The organism is Paenibacillus rigui, assembly GCF_002234615.1.
GTDB classification, from domain to species: domain Bacteria; phylum Bacillota; class Bacilli; order Paenibacillales; family NBRC-103111; genus Paenibacillus_S; species Paenibacillus_S rigui.
The window spans coordinates 102,130-120,723 of sequence record NZ_NMQW01000005.1; the positions used below are offsets into that span (position 1 = coordinate 102,130).

Sequence of the window (18,594 nt, forward strand, 5' to 3'; positions counted from 1 at the left end):
GTCGCAGAAACCGCCGATTTGGTTACTAAATCCATCCCATAATCGCTAAAGGTCCGTTGTATACGACACGGGTGGGAATTACGGGGAATTCTGGGGGAGTTACAAGCTTTCCAATAAATCCGGCAGCTCCACCCAATGATGCTCAATCCAATGCATTTCTTCAACGAACCGTCCGAGCAATCCGCGCAACTCGCTCTCCATCCGCACTTCCGTACGAAGCCACCAGATCGATTCAATCAAGTACAGCATCTTCATTGCCTTAGCCAGCTTGTCCCTCGGCACTGCCACATGCTCCCGGTACCCCTCCACCAACGCCCGGGCGATCTCTACTTTCACTTGGCCTCCTTGTAAAGCACCAGATAATAAAGCCCGGACCAAATCAATTTCCTGATAAGCCATCGACATTCTGTCAAAATCGACAATACCGGCCAATCCCTGCTCATGCAGCAAAATATTGTCCACCCATAAGTCCCAATGCAGCCAGCCGGTTTGAAAGGATTCAAACATACGAAAATCAGTGGATTCAACAATGGCGTGTGAACGCCGCAGCCATTCCATGACAGTCCCATCCCCCGCTGCTTCGGCTTTCTCCCAGTTGCCCTTCCACTCTCGCAAATAGGCCCCCCTGTCCGGCTTCCAGGCCGATTGACTTAACGGCGGCACAGAACGCAGCCACTTATGCATTCGCCCCGTCGCAGCGCCAAGCTCATACATTTGGGCTGCATTCAAGCTGCCGGCCTGCCCGGTGGAGCCGTCAATCCAATCCTGCACCGTATAAAGTAAACCTGACGGTGTTTCCTGTATAAAATACCCCTCACCAAGATATACATCTGGGCAGGGTATTCCGGCTAGACAAAGTCCGTGCTGGAGCTGCAGCGTCCTCTCAATTGACCTTCTTCTTTCCGGGTTTGAATTTAATTTGTACCGATCCGGATGGTAGTATTTTACGAATATGATTCCGCGGTCCGTGACCATCTTCCACTTGACGTTGAGCCAGCCGTTATCGACACTTGCCACTTCCATCACAGAAAATCCGAACCGTTCTTTAAGATGCGCTGCGATTTCTGCTGCCCAGCGTTCTTTCACATCTTCAGTCATAAGGCGGAAATTCCTTTCCATGCTTAATAGCTTGCTGATAATTGTCCAGTAAGTAACGTCAAACTAAAACCATTCCGGTAAATCTTCCTCCTTAGCCTATTGGAGCCTAGTCAATAACACCGTATGACTTTAAAGTTCGTAGTCTTTCCAAAGTAATCCATCCACGCCACTCCGATTCGATAGCCGGGGAGAGTGTAGCCCAGGTAATCGGCCATCCCCCATCTTCTTGTTGCTGGTTAATGAGAAAAGCAATATGGCTTTTGATGTCTTCATTTGAGATAAATTTTCTTGAATAGCTCGTAGATGTGGGACACCAATCTAGTATTTTGTGAACATATCCTTCTGCAAGTGGATTTCGTTCAATTACCTCCGGTTTGCTTATCCAAGCATCCAAACGCCTCCAATGCTCAATTCTCGCGCTGCCTTTGGGGGCATTCTCCAAAAAAGCAATGATTTGGACCAGGTCATGAAAACCTGCTGGAAGCCCTTTTTTCGAAATAATCCCAAATATACTTTACATTTTTCAAGGGCTGTTTGTTGTTTTCTCTTTTCCACCACGGAGGATGAGGATACGCATATGCACATTTTAAAACAAGGCTCTGTTAAATTTTAATGTTGATTATTGTGATGAAAGAATGAGGGAATTCCATTTTGAGGAATCCCTCACTTTTATTCTTAATCACCTAAATAGTTGAAGTTATATTTGGTGTTTAATAGTTCTTTAAATATATAACTTTATCACTTCTTTCCACTTGAAAAGTTAAATCTTCTTCTGCATTAAGCACAGATGCAGAGGTTACTTCTGTTCCATTTTCACCCGTAAAATAGATGCCATACCCATTGTTTTCAGGGTATCCATACAAATAACAAACTACTTTTCCATTCCTCATAAATACTATTTGGTTCATTCCTTCATTTACTGTTTCACTGATGTTATCCCATTTATATCCAACTGTTTCGTATATCGTATCTTTTGTTGTATAGGGGTCAAAAGAGTAAACTACATCCCATTCAAATGGGGTTATATCGTTTAAATTCACCGTTTTAACAAATTGTTCAATAGATAACACTTCTTCTTTCAATAAATCTGCATTAACTTCCCATATATCTTTCTTTATTAGACCTATTAATACAGCAATAAATAAAATAATAATTGCCACTATAACTATTGTTTTTTTGTTTTTCAATTTAACACTTTCCTTCTTTCACATAATAAATTCTTCTATATACAAATTCTTTTGCACGATGCAACATCTTTATCCCCTCCAAGCCCTCATTCCCCCATTCCCAATATATCCATACTTTACCATACCGAACTGACGCTTGAACACAACCGTTTCCTTTCCCTTGCCCTTTTATCCCTAGTAGAAAAAACACTCCCCCATGCCTCAACCATGGGAGAGTGAATTCTTTCAACAATTAGTAGCTGGTCAACAGCCAGTTGACCTTGGACCAGGTGAGCTTGCCGGCACCTGAGCCGTTCGAGGCGCTCAATCTAGCTTTAAGCGTAGACGGATCATCAGGACTGTAGCTGTATGGCAGCGCAGTGAAGCCGTTCCACGAGAACGCCTTGACCGGAGCCGGTACAGGGGCCAACGGACTTCCTGACGTATCACTATCTCCTCTGAAAGTCGTTCCGTTCAGAGAGTAAATCGTATCCAGCGCGCGGATTTTCCCGGTGTAGCTTGCATCTGCCGGATCGGCCTGGTTGTTGCGGATCGGAGAAGCCACATCAATGATGACCGATTTCTCCAACTGTACAGCGCCGCTCTCAGTAGAAATGGCACCATTGCTGGTTACGCCGAAATGATAGCCTTTAGAGGCAATAGCTGTCTCCATTGCAGAGGTTATTTTTTGCTTGGCCGCCCAAGCACTCGCATTATCCATCACGATGTTGTACGCGTGAGCGTTGCCCCCACGAAGACGAGGCATCCGGTCTTGAATGTCTTTATAGTAATTATGATGCAAAGTTACTTGAAGATTGGCATTGTCCGAGGCGAATTCCGTAGCCCCTACCAAATGCCCCTTTTTCTGACCTGCCGCAATGGCGATAATATCGCTTTTGCTGAGTCCGATCGCACTGCTTCTCAAATAAGCGTACATGGGATAAGCGGACGGGTTCGCTTCCATCGCATTGATTTGCTGAGTCACCCAGCTGTTCGCGCTTTGATCGTCTCCCTTGAAGGTGGACCAGGAGACGGTGACGCCGCTGCTGCCTTTTTTCACATCAACCAATCCGTCATAAGCTTTATTGAAGGTACAATGGTCGATCCATACTTTGGTGCTCGCACCTTCCACCGTAATGTAATCCCAGTCGTTCTTGTCATAATTGCCTTTGGTCGACTCATCCCACTCCCACAACTCATCGAATTCCAGGTTGCGGATAATGACATTGTTCACGTATTTAATATCCAGCGAAGCATGCTTGATTTTGGCGCCGTTAGCGGAGAAAATCGTCAGACCGTCGAAGCCGTCAATATAAATTTTGCTCACACCGGTTGTCAGCAGTACCGGATGCGTGAGCGGGCTATTGTTAGCCACAAAAGGCATGACTTGTGCCCCTGTCGGGATTTCATTCCAGCCAAGGTTCAGGTCATTCATAATTTCGACGACCTTGTAGCCGGAGTTTTTTTTCAATGCCACGGCAAGATCGGTCGCATTGTATACTTTTTTGTAACGTGCATCCGTCTCGGGAATGTTGCCTCCGCCCGTATTGCCGGTCGAGAAGCCCGCAAGATTGTACTCGCTTAAAGCACCAGGAGCCGGTGTTGGCGTTGGTGTTGGTGTTGGTGTTGGTGTTGGTGTCGGTGTTGGTGTTGGTGTCGGTGTTGGTGTCGGTGTTGGTGTTGGTGTTGGTGTTGGTGTTGGTGTCGAAGAGGCTGTATCCGAGACCGTCACATTGTCGAATTTGCTTACGGTTTTGTAGGAGACCAGACCGACTGCTCCTGCGGTCAAACTGCTATCCGTTGCGGATAGCTGCAAAGCTCCGTTCACGTACATGTTAATTGTGGTGCCGATCATTTCCAGCTTGACCGTATACCATGTACCTGTAGTCAGGCCGAAATTCGTTTTACTCACCAGCGTGGTGGTAGAACCGCTTACTTTTTTCCTGATTTCCAGCGTACCGCCGCTGCTATTGTACAACGAGGCCGCATAGAAGTTGTTGCCGTCCACGTATCTGCCCGCCACATAGGTGCGGTTCGAGCCGTTAAAATTGTCCACCTTCACATTGGCCTCTACACTGTAATCCGTCCAGGCTTGGCTGCCTGCCGAAGTGCGGCCCTCGCTCGTGCTGGATTGATAATATACGTAGCTGCCCCCGTCCTGAACGACGGACCATGTGCCTGTGGTTGCGGTCCAGTCGTTAGCATTGCCATCGTCGAAATTATCGCTGAACAAGGTAGCGGCACTGGCAGGATAAACGACGATAAGGGACATGACTAAAGCTAAGCATAGCGCAAAGGCCGTATTTTGTTTCCACCGTTTGAAGCGTTGTACTTTGTTCATGACTAACCTCCCATGATATGTAGCTTGCTATTGGTCCTGCTTGCATTTACCGATAAACCATTTTGAAGCTCTTCCTGTCCTTGGTGCCCTGCAGCCTCTCAACAGTAGGCGTCACCCCCTTTCATCCGGCTTCCTCACGGCAAAAATCCAGCTTCGGCTTACTCCGTAATTCAGCAGAAGCGTTGCTCCTGTAACCGCCCCCTTCGCCCAGAAGACGGGCAGAAGACGGCTCTGTTCAAGCAGGAAGAGCCCGATTGAAGACAGCCCGAGCCAGGCAATGTTCCAGAGCACAAATTTCAGCCAAACATACTTGCCCCCGGCCGTTCTCTCCCGAAACGTCCATCTCCCGTTCCAGAAGTAGCTGTTCAGCATCCCTGCGCTATATGCGAGCAGCTGAGCTGCGTAAGCAAGGACTCCGAGATGAACCAGGGCAATGAACAAAAAAACATCGATCCCCGTGTTCATCAATCCCACCGTATGAAACTTGAAGGCTTCTACAGCCGTCCTCCTCAGCTCAGCTGAATATCTCATAACGTTCCTTGGCTGCCGCGGGGACGGGAACGGCAGCGGATTCCGGCTTCGAATGGATTCCCCCCTGGAGAGGATAGCCTGCATCGCTTCCCGGATTCCCCCTGGCTCCCGTTCCGGCTCCATACCCCGACTTGTCCCGGATAATGTAAAGCGGCCGGCCCTTGGATTCGTCGTAAATACGTCCGATATATTCGCCGATAATCCCCAAAATAATGAGCATGACGCCATTGAAAAATAAATTGACCGCCACGATGGAGGCCCAGCCCGTAATGGTCGTGTCTGTAAACAGCTTCTGATACATGATAATCATTAAATATAGGAAGCTGACAGCCGATAGCGTGAAGCCAAGATAACCGGCCAATTTCAAAGGCTTATAGGAAAACGAGGTGATCGCGTCCAAGGCAAACCGGAGCATTTTGCCTAGCGGGTACTTGGTTTCCCCCGCCCACCTTTCCTCGCGTATGTACTCCACCGAGGTCTGCCGGAAGCCCACCCAGCTGACCAATCCGCGGACATACCGGTTCCGCTCGGTCAATGATTTCAGCACATCGCATACTTTGCGGTCGATCAGCCGAAAATCACCGGTATCGACGGGAATATCCACACTCGTTAACGCTTTCAGGAGCCGGTAAAAACCGTGGGCCGTCACCCTTTTGAACCACGTTTCCCCTCTTCGTTCCACCCTCTTGCCGTAAACTACATCATAGCCCTCCTTCCACTTGCCGATCATGCTGACAATGACCTCCGGAGGGTCCTGCAGGTCGGCATCAATGACGACGACAGCTTGCCCTTGGGCGTGGTCCATTCCTGCGGAAATAGCGACCTGGTGTCCGAAGTTGCGGGCGAAGCTGATCATTTTGACATTGGCGTCGTTTTCAATAATGCCATTGACGATTTCGGCTGTACGGTCCCGGCTCCCGTCATTTACGAGCAGCAGCTCGTACGGCTCGCCCAATGTGTCCATGACACATTTCAGCCTGCGATATGTCTCCACAATAACTTCCTGTTCATTAAACATCGGAACGATGACGGAATAACGGATGGGTTCGAACAACATGAGCTTCCTCCTCACTTTTCAAAAAAACTGCCAACGCGGGAACCATTTCAGCACATGCTCCGCATAGCTCCGATCCACGACCAGCCCGGAAAGCACCGGATAAAACAAGATGAAGCATACGGCGACGGCGGCCAAATACACCGTTAAACGGCGACGTTTAACCGGCTGTTCAAGCATCCACTGCTTGCAATAATAAGCGAGAGCCAGGATAAGAAAAGGAACCATCGCAAAGTAGTGGTACAGAAACGTCATACGCGGCACCAGCATCCATGGAATATATTGCGAAACATATGCGACGCTCAGAAATACCGCCGTGCGTTCCCCCGTCCGAATCGCTCTGTAGGTCAGGTGCAGCATCGCTCCGAACCCCACCCACCAAATAAGCGGATTGCCTATCGCAACAATGCTGGAGATGGTGCCGGGTGACAGCTCGGCTGCGCCGTAATACCAGACGGGCCGGTTCATGAGAGGCCATTGCCACCAGGAGGAGCTGAACGGATGCGTGCCGGTAAGCAGACTGTGGTATGAAAGCATATGCTTCTGATAGCTCAGCACATCGGCAAGCCCGTGACCCGGACCCGGTACCCGCATGAACGGAATGTAAGCCAGTATATAAACGATCATCGGAACGGCGATGAAGTAGAGCACGCACCACCCAACAGTAACGGCAGCTCTATACGGAAAAACATCCCGGATATGCCGCCACTCGGCCTGCGTCTGCCGATCCTGTTTATGCTTGACCTCCAAAGCCTCTCCCGCCTGCCGGTACAGCCTGTATTGCGTGAGCAGCCACAGCAGCCACAAGCAGGCCAATCCGAGCCCGCCATAGGCGGCGATCCATTTGGAAGCGGCACCGAGTCCGAAGCACAACCCGGATAAACCGAGCGGCACCCAGGCCCGCTTCCAGGACGTGGCGAACAAGCTCGTCGAGCTGAAACGGTGCATGTAATAAAACATCAGCATAATAAAAAACACAGCGTATACGTCAATCGTCGCAATACGGGATTGTACAAAATGAAGCCCGTCGCAAGCGAGAAGAAAACAAGCGATGAAAGCAGACTCACTTCGGCCCAGCAGCCGCTTGCCCATTACATAAATCACAGGCAGCATGCCGGTCCCGGCAAGCGTGCCCATGAACCGCCACCCGAACGGGGTCATGCCGAAGATCGATATTCCCCAGGATATCAACACTTTGCCGAGCGGGGGATGTGTGGATTCGTAAGGCTCCAGCTGATGCAAATGCTCGTAAGCGGTGCGCGCATGATAAATCTCATCAAATATCGCCCCGTTCCAGAACGTCGCCCGATAAGCGGCTTTGGAAGACTCGTCATACAGCCATGCCAAATCCCCTGCAGTTGCCGGATTCACGGTATCCCTACTCACCGATTGAATCGGTACCGGAACCTCGCTTCCCCTCTCATAGACGGCAACCTCCTGAAGCTGGAATGGCGGCTTAACCACCGTCAGCTTCATATAACGGCCGCTAGCGTTGATCGGTACAACCTGCCACATGAATACTTTGAAGGCGTCGCTCTTCACTGTAACGGGAGGACTCCACATTTGCTTATCCTCGCTCAGCTCGTAGGTAAAGCTGCCGTCTCCGATGCCGGAGAAGCTATTGATGCGTTCAACTTCCTTCGCTGCACCCAGATCAAAAACAAGACTTTCCCCTGCCCTAGTTGCCTGCCAGCCGGTTTCCGGAGCCTGCAGCGAACCGAGGTTGCAGAACGCGAGCACCGAATAGCAGATAACCAGAATGCCTAGCAGCACAAGATCCTTGCGCTTCCATGGCAGCGGCTGTTCCTGCATAAGCTCAGGCGGCCGGGCGGGCAGGGCTCCGCTTTCCTTGGCGGCGCTTACTTGAGCTCTGGCCACACCGGAGCTCCCCCTCGCCTTCACTTGGGGTTTCGCTGCATTCCCGGCCCTTGTCAGCGTCAGCTCTCGCCGCTCTCCCTTGACAACCACACACCAGGATACCCAGGCGAAATAGGCATAAAACAATGTATTAACGGCAGAACTAACAAGAAGCAGCGGGTCCTGTGAGGCCATGTGATACGACTGGCGCATGCTGTCTAGGAGCACTTGATTGACGTTGACGAAGTGCGTCAGGCTGAGCCCGATAAATAGGTAAAGCAACCTTCTGTCCCGCAGCTGAATGAAGCTGACGAGCACTAGGGGAAGCGCATAGAACAAATACCGTTCATGCATCTTGGTCAGCACCAGGAAGGCTCCGGCCATCAACAAGCCGGCGATCAGGACCAGCTGCGATTCGTCTCGACGGCTCTTGAAATAAAGAACCACGCAGCCGCCCAGCACGACAGCCATCAAAGCAATACTCCAGGTCTGGTATGTGAAGAAGAGTACTCTGTCCGTTAACGAAACAAAGTTCCCTCCGAGCAGGCTCATCAAATTAAAAGCATTCAGGCTCGCATAAGGATACGAGGCCAAAGTGCCGAAGTACAGCTTCACGATCCAAAACGGCCCTTGATGAAGAGTAAAAGGCAGCGCCAGCACGGCGAAGGTTCCCGCACCCCAGCCCAGGCATTGCAGCCCGCTCCGCCAGCTTTGCCGGCGCAGGAGGTACAACAGCAGCAGCGGCGCCAACAACAGCGCCTGCGGCTTTATGAGAAGAGCAGCTGCATACAAGATTGCCGCTTTGCTTACTGCTCCGCGTCGGAGCGCTTCAAGCCATAATAAAACCCACAGCATGAAGAAAGAATCGACCTGCCCCCATGCTGCTGCATTCACTACAATGGCAGGATTGAACAAATACAAGACCGAAACACCTGCAGCCGCAGAAACAGTGACCTGCCGGGCGGCCCAGCGATACAGCAGGTAAGCAGTGAGCAGATCGGCAATGATGGCCGGACTTTTTAACAAAATTAGAAACAGCGTCGAATCAAAGGGTATAGACAGAAGAGTGCGTAACTTCCCGAGGATGAATAAAACATAGATATACCCAGGCGGGTAATCAACAAACAAATCCTGCGAGTAAAAGCCCGTCGGCCCCGCTGCCGCCGCATGGCCAGCCCAGGCCTGGAAGGTGTGGACATCGATGTCATAGCCATACACCGTTCCGGCTATGACCCAGCGCAGCAAAGCACCGAGAGCTAATAGCACGGGAAGGATCCGGCCCCGTTGAACAAGTGAATCGGAAATCAATTCCCCCCTTTGCATCCATCGGTGAACGAAGAAGAATAAGCTTGTAAAGAGCAAGCTATAGATCAACGTAGCCATCGCTTATGCCTCCTCCCGGTTTATGAACACATTATCGGATTACCCGTCTTACAGTGGACGGTTGAATTTGGGGATTCGCCCGGAGCGTATGCATCTCTTCTCCGGGCATCCCTTTTTACAACATAAGCCGCCCTTTTATAGGGTGAATTGCAGCATTACTGATGCCCGATATTCGTACCGCTAGGCGTTCCCGCGCCAATTAAATCGCTACCCGGAGCCAGCTTCAGGAAATTGCCGAAGTTCGGGGAACCGTCCGCATTGCGGGTCAATGTCGGCGTCAAGCTGACAAAATCGGCGTCGCTGGCGACCAAGCCTTTTCCATTTGTACTTGCATTGTTTTTCCACCAAACATTCGTGTTCTGTACATCAGTTCCGCTTGTTTTATCGCTGGAGGAGCCTTTGTAGGACAGATTGTTAGTAAATTGGTGTGTACCTGCATCGAAGGCAAAGTTACTTTGTCCGTTGCTGTAGGAAGTGTTGTTGGTCAGAACAATGGAGCCTGGATTGCTGTTGTATGTGAAGCCGTGCTTTTTGTTCAGATAGGCGACCGAATTCGTGACGATGTGGTTGACGGCGATTTTTTCCCCGCCCAGCTTGAAGCCGTTCCCGTCACTGTTGCTCGTAGTGCTTCCCGTCGAGGTTTGCCCGTTGTGGTGGGCCACACTGTTTCGGATCGTTACAGGACTGATAGCGCCGGTTTCCGATTTTGTATACAAATCCCAGCCATCGTCGGTATTGTAAGCGGAGATGCAGCCGTCAAACACGTTGCCGGGACCTACTGTCAGCTTGGCTGCGAAGCCATCGGCATCCTCGCCGTTATCCGGATCGAAGTTATCGTGGGAATACGTATTGATGATTTCGTTATTGGCCGGCCATTCGCTATTCGGAGCGGAGGAAGCGTATCTGCCGATTTGCAGCCCGGTATCCCGGTTATTGTGGATGTCGAGATTTTCGATGCGGTTGTTGTTCCCTGCAACGTATACGCCGTTATCTGCGGAGCCTTTGACCTCAAGACCCTTCACGTACCAGTAGCTGCCGTTGATTTGCAAGCCTCTGGCATTCAGCGAAACATCGGAAGCGTTGTAAGACTGGGACGAGAAATCGAGTACCGGCTTCTCTGAGCCGTAAGGCGCGATCGTTTTCTTGGCACTGGCCGTGCCGCTGTTCGTCCGGTCAATCGTCACTTGGGTGGAATAAGCGTAGGTGCCTCCACGCAAATAAATGGTTCCTCCTGCCGCGACTTTGGTGAGGGCGGAGGTAAAGCTGGTCGGACTGCTGACGGAAGTGCCGCTGTTGCTGTCCAAACCGTCTGGGGCCGCATAGATCGTACCCGCAGTTGGTGTTGGTGTCGGTGTTGGTGTTGGTGTCGGTGTCGGTGTCGGTGTCGGTGTCGGTGTCGGCGTTGGCGTCGGTGTCGGTGTCGGTGTCGGCGTCGGTGTTGAGCCGGATGCATCCGAAACGACGATGTCATCGAATTTCGCGACCGTTTTGTAAGCGACGAGGCCTACGCCCCCGGAAGCGAGGCTTGTGTCCGTAGCCGTCAGCTGCAGCGTTCCGTTCACGTACATATTAATTGTTGAGCCGGAAAGCTCAAGCTTGACCGTGTACCAGGTTCCGGCAGCAAGACCAAAGTTCGTTTTGGTTGCTAAAGTCGTCGTGGAACCGCTTACTTTTTTCCGTATTTCCAAAGTACCGCCACTGCTATTGTATAAGGACGCAGCATAGAAATTGTTGCCGTCCAGATAACGACCGGCTACATACGTCCGGTTCGATCCATTCCAATTATCAACCTTCACTTTGGCTTCCACGCTGTAATCGGTCCAGGACTGGCTCCCTGCCGAGGCTCGCCCTTCATTCGTGCTGGATTGATAGTAAACATAGGAGCCGCCGTCCTGTACAACGGACCAGGTTCCATTCTGTGTAACCCATCCGCTGGCATCGCCATCGTCGAAGTTATCATTTAACAAGCTGGCTGCTGAAACCGGAGCAATCATCAGTGATCCGAAGAGTAATGTGGAGCTCAAGATCCCTGCAAGACCTTTCAATCGTTTCTTTTTCATCATTTGTTAACTTTTCCTCCTCTTGCGATTTAGTTGCATGCAATCCGGACATTAAAGCGTGAAACACACATCATGACCAAACGGATATGGACGATATTCACCTCCTGTTCTTATTGAAAACATGCAAGGTGGAATAGCCTCGCGTCTTCTGTTCTCAATCTAACGCTTGGATAAGGTTACATCAATAAACATTATTTAACTATTTAGTCAATTTGATGATGAACCATCAACTGGAATAGTAATCATAAGATCATTTTTTTGCCATATTTAGTGTAAAATAGTGCCTTTATATTTGGATTCACTTCCACTTCTCGTTCTCCCATAAGGATGACCTCATTTTTGAGCACTAACGGGAGTTGAAATTGACCCATGGTTTCTTTGCAACAGGACCCTTCGAGGTACGAGCCTATCCCGCTCCATCTACATACCACAAACCTAACATTACATTAAAGCTATATAACCGATAACATAAAAAACAGGTATAGCTGACAACAATATGACTTCGAAATACCCCCACCAAATACCTATATATGGGATTATTTATAAGTTCATATGTGCCCAATGATCAAAGCAAAGCTATTTTATTATGCAGCATGCCAATTGCCTTAAAACCTCATTGCATGAGCGTCACGTTGATGTTACTAATACTTACGTAAACGAGGGATCGTTTGTAAAAAAAACGGTATCCATTAATTCTGAAAAGGAGTGATTGCATGAAGAAGGCTGTAGGGCAGTGCATCGTGGTACTTAGCTTGCTGTTCCTCTCTGCGTGCGGCAAGAGTGACGCAGACGCAGTGAAAAGCACTGCTAAGGAAGCCGGGACCAAACCATTGACCAAGGTATCCCAGGTCACGAACTGGTTTGCCGAAGCGGAGCATGGCGGACAATACACCGCAATGAAAATGGGGTATTACAAGGAAGCCGGCCTCGATATGACGCTGGATCCCGGGGGGCCTCAGGTTTCGGGCTTGCAGCTGGTTGCATCGGGCAAATATCAGTTTGCAATGGCCAGCGCAGACGAATTGCTCATCGCCAGGAAACAAGGCTTGCCGATTGTTGCCGTAGCTTCCGTGTTCCAGCAAGGACCGCTGACGATCTTCAGCCATAAAGGAGATCCGATCAGTTCCGTAGACAAGCTGAACAATCGAACCTTTTACGTTACGCCGGGAATTCCTTACTGGGAGTACATGAAGAAGAAATATGCCCCGCAAAATGTCAAAGAACTTGCTTATACCGGCTCCATGGCAGCCTTCATGGCCAATCCCGGCTCCGTCAATCAGGGCTATATTACAAGCGAGGGCTATAGCCTGAAATCCGCCGGGTTCGAATTTGAAGCCGTCCCCATCTCCAAGCTGACAGGATTTAATCCTTACACGATGCTGCTGGTAACGACGGAAAAATATATCGCCGATCAGCCGGACACCGTAAAAGCATATGTGGAGGCTTCCGTTAAAGGCTGGAATTACTACAAGGATCATTATCGGGAGCTCAATGAGTATATCCATACCTTTAATCCGGATTCTCCGCTTGAGATGTTTCAATACAGCGCCGAAGCCTCCAAGGACTACATTTATGGCGGGGACGCAGCTGAGCACGGCTTCGGCTACATGAGCGAGGAGCGCTGGAGCACTCTAAAAGACCAGCTTGTAAGCATAGGCTTGATCGATGCTTCATTAGATGTAAAAAAAGCATATACAACCAAGTTTTTACCGACTAAATAAGGGGTGAGTTCATGGACAACAACTATTTGATTACAGGCGGAACCGTGCTTACCGTCAATAGCACAAATGAAATTTGGCATGACGGAGCTGTCGTCGTAGAAAACGGACGCATCCGGGAGGTCGGACCGTCTGCCGAGCTGGAAGCCAAATATTCGGGCATGCCCGTTATCGATGCGAAAGGAAAAGTCGTCCTGCCGGGAATCGTCAATTTGCACCTCCATTCCGGCTTAATCCGCGGGACCGCCGAGGATATGCCCGTGTTCGAATGGCTGGCGAAGCATGTGGATCCGAAGCACCGCGCTTTGACAGAGGAAGAGGCGTATGCCGCATCCATGCTCTGCTACGCGGAATCGCTGCTCTCCGGTACAACCACTGTGCTTGATATGTACCGGTACATGCACCGGAGCGCGGACGCTGCCGAGCAGCTGGGCATGAGAGCCGTATTGTCCCCCTATGTAGCGGATGCCCCGCCCTACTTGTACTTCGAAACGCTGGAGAACAACGTAAGGCTCATTGAAGAACGCAACAATACTGCGAACGGAAGGATTCAAGTATGGATAGGCTTGGAGCATCTCGCTTACTGCACGCCCGAAGCTTATCGGCAAGCCGCCGATTACGCCGAACGGTATAACGTTGGCATCCATACGCATGGCGAGGAATCGCAGCAAATGGCCCGAGACCTGCATGAGAAGTTTGGCGTATGGCCGGTGGAGCTGTTTCATCAGCGTGGTATACTAGGCCCCCGTACCGTCCTGGCCCACTGTGTATGGATGGAGGAGGTCGAGTTGGAATTGATGGCACGAACAGGCACTTCCGCAGCTCATTGCCCTATCAGCAATTTGAAGCTCGCATCCGGTATCTCCCCTATTACGTCCATGCTGGAACGGGGGATCAACGTCGGCATCGGTACCGATGGAGTCAAAGAAAACAATAGCCTTGATATGCTGGAGGAAATGAAATTCGTTCCTTTGCTGCAAAAGGTACGCCATCTGGATGCCACAGTCATGAAAGCGGAGGAGGTATTGCGAATGGCAACGATCGGAGGAGCCAAAGCGCTGGGTCTTGATCGGGAAATTGGATCGCTTGAGGCAGGCAAGAAAGCCGACATCACGATCCTGGATTACCGCAAACCGCATTTAACCCCTTTCCTGACCGGGAAATATGACAATGTTGTTAGCAATCTGGTGTATTCGGCATCGGGAAGCGATGTGGATACGGTGCTTGTGGACGGCAAAGTGCTGGTCCGGGGAAAGCAGCTGCTTAGCGGAGACACGGATCGGATTATGGACCATGCGCAGCAGGCCGTGGAACAATTACTGCTTCGTCGCGAAGCATTCATTCCGAAGGATTTCATTTTCCCAAGCTCCCGTCTATAGTTTCGTTCCATTCAACGGTCAGACGCCAAGCAAGCAGGGTTTTCCGGCTTCTAAGAGGTAGGACGTCTGACCAATGCAGCTTAGAAAGCGTCTATCGAATCCGTCGAACAGGAACGATCGCGGACAGAGGGATCGTACAAAACCTTGAATCAGGAGGGTATCGCGATGAAAATAAAAACCGCCTCCTCCCGAGTTTCGGAGACCCGGAGACTCATTGTCCATATGATCAGGGAGCAATGGGCGAAGGAGGAAGGCAGACTGCCATCCGAAGAGCGTATTGCCGAAATGTTCGGTGTCAGCCGCTCCACCGTGAGAGCAGCGTTAGGGGAATTGGAGTCCAGCGGCTTCATCCACCGCAAGCACGGATTAGGTACGTTCGTCAATCCGATTGCCTCCCAAATTCACGCGCGGCTCGATGCCTGGATCGAATTCAAAAAGCTAATCGAGCAATCCGGCTTTGAAGCGGACATACAGCTTTTGGGGCTGCATAAAGGCCCCCTCTCCCCGGACGAGGCGAAAAAACTGGGAAGCTCGCCGGGCGAGCCCGCCGTCACAGTTCGCAAGCTGTTTACGGCAGACGGACAGCCGGCTATTTTATGCCAGGATACGATTCCGTTGGCACTGCTCCCTCCCGATTGCAATGCAGCCTTGCTGGAAACGTCGGATACGTTCCATTTTCTCGCCAAGAACGGGCTCGGTCCCGTATCCTACGGCGTCGCTCATCTCATTGCCAGATGTGCCGATGCCGCATTAGCCGACCTGCTCCGGATTCCTGCGGGCACGCCTCTTCTCGCATTGGAGAACGTAGGCTATGCCCCTAGCGATTCGCCGTTATTTTTGTCCAGCGAGCTGTATTGTCCCGGCCTTATCGATTTCGGCATTATGCGCCGCCACCTATATTAATGAAACGGAGCTGGATCTGCGATGACAATGAAACGATTGCTTATAGATACCGACACGGCGGGAGATGACGCCACCTCCTTGTTATTTGCTCTCCGCTGGCCCGGCGTCAAGCTGGAGGCCATTACTACCGTGGCAGGGAACGTCCCCCTTGATTTGTGCACGCGGAACGCACTGTTGACCGTTGAGAAATTCGCGGAAGGCACGCCTGTCCCCGTCTATCCGGGCTGCGACAAGCCGCTGCTTCGCCCTCAGCTGCTCGCTTCCTTCGTGCATGGATCCGATGGAATGGGAGAAAGCCATTTTCCCGATCCTACACTGCAGCCCGAGGCGGAGCATGGTGCGAATGCGATCGTGAGGCTGGTCAACCGGTATCCCGGCGAGCTGGAAATCGTCGCTCACGGCCCGCTGACGAATCTGGCGGTAGCTTACAAGCTCGACCCGACCATCGTCCACAAGGTCAAGCATGTATGGATCATGGGAGGAACGAGGCATTTCCAGGGAAATATAACGCCTTCGGCGGAATTTAATTTTTATGCGGACCCGGATGCGGCACAAATCGTGCTCCAGGCGGGATTCCCGGTTACGACGGTGGGCTGGGATATTACGTGCCTATACAGCCTGGTTGGCGGGGAGGATTTGGACATGCTGCAGCAGATCGATACGCCGGCCTCCCATTTTTATCATCAAATTAACCGATCCGCGCTGCAGTTCAATCGGGAGTTCGGCGGTCTGGACGGCATTACGCACCCGGATTCGATCACGACGGCGATCTGCATCCGCCCTGAATTAATGACCAAGTCGGCGCGATACTACGTCGAGGTGGAATGTCATAGCGAGCAAAATCGCGGATATGTCGCGATGGATACCCGCCCGCATCCGGAGCCCAACCCATTCTGGAAAGGCGGGCCGCCGAATGCGGAGGTATGCCTGGAGGTGGACTACAAGCGATTCGTGCGCATGCTTGAGGCCATGCTAAGCGGCAGCTATGGACAATTTGAGTAACGAAAGGGATCCTAATTATACTAGGGGGAATCGGCATGGAATGGCAGCAATTGGAGTACTTTTGTCTTGCCGGGCATTTGGAGCATATGACGGCTGCAGCCAAGCATTTATCCGTGACCCAATCTGCGCTTAGCCGTTCGATATCCCGTCTGGAGAAGGAGTTGGGCGTTCCCTTATTCGACAGACACGGCCGTTCCATCAAGCTGAACCGGTACGGCCGGTTATTTTTGAAGCATGTCGACAGTATGATGAGAGAATTTGAGGCTGCGCAGCAGGAGCTGCAGTGGATGACGAGGCCGGAGTCAGATGAAATCGCGGTCGGCTTCCTGCAGGCAATCAGCCCCCATACCCTGCCTGAGCTATTGCAGGCTTACCGGATGGAAAGCCCGGATCCGCGGTTTCAATTTTACCAGAATGATGCTGCGGCCTTGCTTGAGCAGCTGAGGCGCAAGGAAATTGACTTATGTATGGTGGAGAAGCCATCCGTCCCTTCCCCTTCCTTGCAATGGGTGAGGCTGTGGAGTGAACCTATGTATATCGCTGTACCTATTGACCATAGACTGGCCAAAAAATCCGCCGTCCGGCTGGAGGAGATCGCCGAAGAGCAATGGATTGCATTCAAGGCAGGGCACGATCTTCGCACAGAAGCGGATCGGGTGCTATCGGAAGCAGGCGTCGCCCCTCAGGTTGTATTCGAAGGGGATGAGCTGCAAACCGTTATAAGTCTGGTCTCTTCCGGTCTTGGCGTAGCTATCGTACCGGGGTTGCGCGGGCTGGACAAGAAAAAGCTTGCTCTGCTTCCCATCACATGGCCCGTATGCACTAGACAAATAGGCATTGCCTGGATCGAGGGAAGATCCCTGTCCCCTTCAACCTTACATTTTCTTCAATACGTCATTGATTATTTTCATAAAAATCGGGCTGCACAGGAAGTCCCATTAAAGCACGCAAGCTATGCCGCGGGCTCAGGCTAATGATGGATGCTGCCGGAAAGCAGCGGCTGTGCCGACCTGCAAGAAGATGACGCATAGCTCAAAGTGCCGCGATACGTATCAAAGCCCTGCCATCCAAATTGTTGAAAAAATAAAGGTATGCCGGGTCCATCGACCTGACATACCTTTATTGATGGGAATAGGATTACACTGTCGTTGTGGAAGCTTCATGGTGCTCTACGGATTCCAGGTAGCGCTCGCTGTCGAGGGCAGCCATACAACCGGTTCCCGCTGCGCTAATCGCTTGACGGTAGCGGTTGTCCTGCACGTCGCCGCAGGCGAACACACCGGGAACGTTCGTTTCTGTCGTACCGGGATTGACGACCAGATAGCCATTCTCGTCGGTCGTCAATTGACCTTCGAGAAACCCCGTATTCGGTCTATGTCCGATCGCTACGAAGATCCCGTCCGTTTCGATGATTTCCTCTTCCCCGGTTTCATTATTTCTTACCTTCAGCCCGGTTACGCCGCGCTCACCGCTGACGACCTCCAGTGGAGTCCGGTTTAGGCTCCAGCTGATTTTGGCATTGCCGCGTGCGCGGTCCTGCATAATTTTCGAGGCGCGCAGCTCGCTGCGGCGGTTCACCAGAACGACCTCGGACGCAAAGCGGGTCAAGAAATTCGCTTCCTCCATGGCGGAGTCGCCTCCACCGATGACGATGATCTTTTTGTTGCGGAAAAAGAAGCCGTCGCATGTCGCACAGGTGCTGACCCCGCGGCCGACATTTTCTTTTTCCCCCGGGATGCCCAAATATTTCGCGGACGCCCCAGTGGAAACGATAACCGTTTCCGTTTGAATTTCGCCAAGCCCTTCGACCGTTAGTGTAAAAGGACGTTTCGATAAGTCCGCTTTGTTCACCCAGCCGGTTTTGAATTCGGCGCCGAACCGTTCGGCCTGCTTGCGCATGTTATCCATTAATTCCGGCCCCATAATGCCCTGTGGAAAGCCCGGGAAATTTTCGACCTCGGTCGTTGTGGTCAACTGGCCGCCTGGTTCCGGACCCTCGATGATCAGTGGGTTTAGGTTAGCTCTTGCCAAATAAATAGCTGCTGTCAGGCCCGCAGGCCCGGTTCCGATAATAACGGATTTATACATTCGAATCCACTCCT

At 51.4% G+C, this 18,594-nt stretch carries 12 protein-coding genes and 2 pseudogenes; 5 read left to right on the forward strand and 9 right to left on the reverse strand.

From position 1 onward, the window contains the following. Window positions 1–99 precede the first annotated feature (99 nt). The 8 genes and pseudogenes from CF651_RS04980 to CF651_RS32620 all read right to left on the reverse strand — a co-directional run. Window positions 100–1,098, reverse strand: coding sequence for a phosphotransferase enzyme family protein (locus CF651_RS04980; RefSeq protein ID WP_179232690.1), 999 nt, complete (start codon window positions 1,096–1,098; stop codon window positions 100–102). A gap of 710 nt (window positions 1,099–1,808) precedes the next feature. Further along, window positions 1,809–2,285 (reverse strand): hypothetical protein, encoded by a 477-nt coding sequence (locus CF651_RS04985; RefSeq protein ID WP_094013755.1) that lies wholly within the window; start codon window positions 2,283–2,285, stop codon window positions 1,809–1,811. 232 nt (window positions 2,286–2,517) lie between these two features. Further along, a complete protein-coding gene (locus tag CF651_RS04995; protein ID WP_245855704.1) occupies window positions 2,518–4,605 on the reverse strand; it encodes a pectate lyase family protein in 2,088 nt (695 codons plus the stop codon). 111 nt (window positions 4,606–4,716) lie between these two features. Then, entirely contained in the window at window positions 4,717–5,136 is a 420-nt protein-coding gene (locus tag CF651_RS05000) for a GtrA family protein (RefSeq protein ID WP_179232691.1), read from the reverse strand. Next, window positions 5,120–6,193 carry a glycosyltransferase family 2 protein gene (locus CF651_RS05005; RefSeq protein WP_094013758.1) on the reverse strand — a complete coding sequence of 358 codons (1,074 nt, stop codon included), beginning with the start codon at window positions 6,191–6,193 and terminating at the stop codon, window positions 5,120–5,122. Before CF651_RS05005 ends, CF651_RS05000 begins: the two co-directional genes overlap by 17 nt. 18 nt (window positions 6,194–6,211) lie before the next feature. Then, the gene (locus CF651_RS05010) at window positions 6,212–9,430 is read right to left on the reverse strand and encodes a phospholipid carrier-dependent glycosyltransferase (RefSeq protein ID WP_094013759.1); all 3,219 of its coding nucleotides are present in this window, start codon (window positions 9,428–9,430) and stop codon (window positions 6,212–6,214) included. 155 nt (window positions 9,431–9,585) lie between these two features. Further along, window positions 9,586–10,773: pseudogene (locus tag CF651_RS32615) on the reverse strand (right-handed parallel beta-helix repeat-containing protein); the annotation flags it as partial. 126 nt (window positions 10,774–10,899) lie between these two features. Beyond that, window positions 10,900–11,493 (reverse strand): annotated as a pseudogene (locus CF651_RS32620) (3-keto-alpha-glucoside-1,2-lyase-like domain-containing protein); the annotation flags it as partial. Window positions 11,494–12,203: 710 nt separating this feature from the next. On the opposite strand from CF651_RS32620, the gene CF651_RS05020 reads away from it, so the two are divergent. The 5 genes from CF651_RS05020 (at window position 12,204) to CF651_RS05040 (ending at window position 17,466) form a co-directional block, all read left to right on the forward strand. Next, window positions 12,204–13,211: an ABC transporter substrate-binding protein gene (locus CF651_RS05020; protein WP_094013760.1), complete on the forward strand. Its 1,008-nt coding sequence runs from the start codon at window positions 12,204–12,206 to the stop codon at window positions 13,209–13,211. Between the two features lie 11 nt (window positions 13,212–13,222). After that, window positions 13,223–14,587, forward strand: a complete 1,365-nt coding sequence (locus CF651_RS05025) for an amidohydrolase family protein (RefSeq protein WP_094013761.1) — start codon at window positions 13,223–13,225, stop codon at window positions 14,585–14,587. A gap of 165 nt (window positions 14,588–14,752) precedes the next feature. After that, the gene (locus tag CF651_RS05030; RefSeq protein WP_094013762.1) at window positions 14,753–15,490 is read left to right on the forward strand and encodes a GntR family transcriptional regulator; all 738 of its coding nucleotides are present in this window, start codon (window positions 14,753–14,755) and stop codon (window positions 15,488–15,490) included. A gap of 21 nt (window positions 15,491–15,511) precedes the next feature. Then, window positions 15,512–16,492, forward strand: coding sequence for a nucleoside hydrolase (locus CF651_RS05035; RefSeq protein ID WP_094013763.1), 981 nt, complete (start codon window positions 15,512–15,514; stop codon window positions 16,490–16,492). A gap of 35 nt (window positions 16,493–16,527) precedes the next feature. Further along, window positions 16,528–17,466, forward strand: coding sequence for a LysR family transcriptional regulator (locus CF651_RS05040; RefSeq protein WP_094013764.1), 939 nt, complete (start codon window positions 16,528–16,530; stop codon window positions 17,464–17,466). 163 nt (window positions 17,467–17,629) lie between these two features. Here CF651_RS05040 and trxB read toward each other — a convergent pair whose 3' ends face one another. Continuing rightward, window positions 17,630–18,580, reverse strand: a complete 951-nt coding sequence (gene trxB, locus CF651_RS05045; protein ID WP_094013765.1) for a thioredoxin-disulfide reductase — start codon at window positions 18,578–18,580, stop codon at window positions 17,630–17,632. Window positions 18,581–18,594 lie beyond the last annotated feature (14 nt).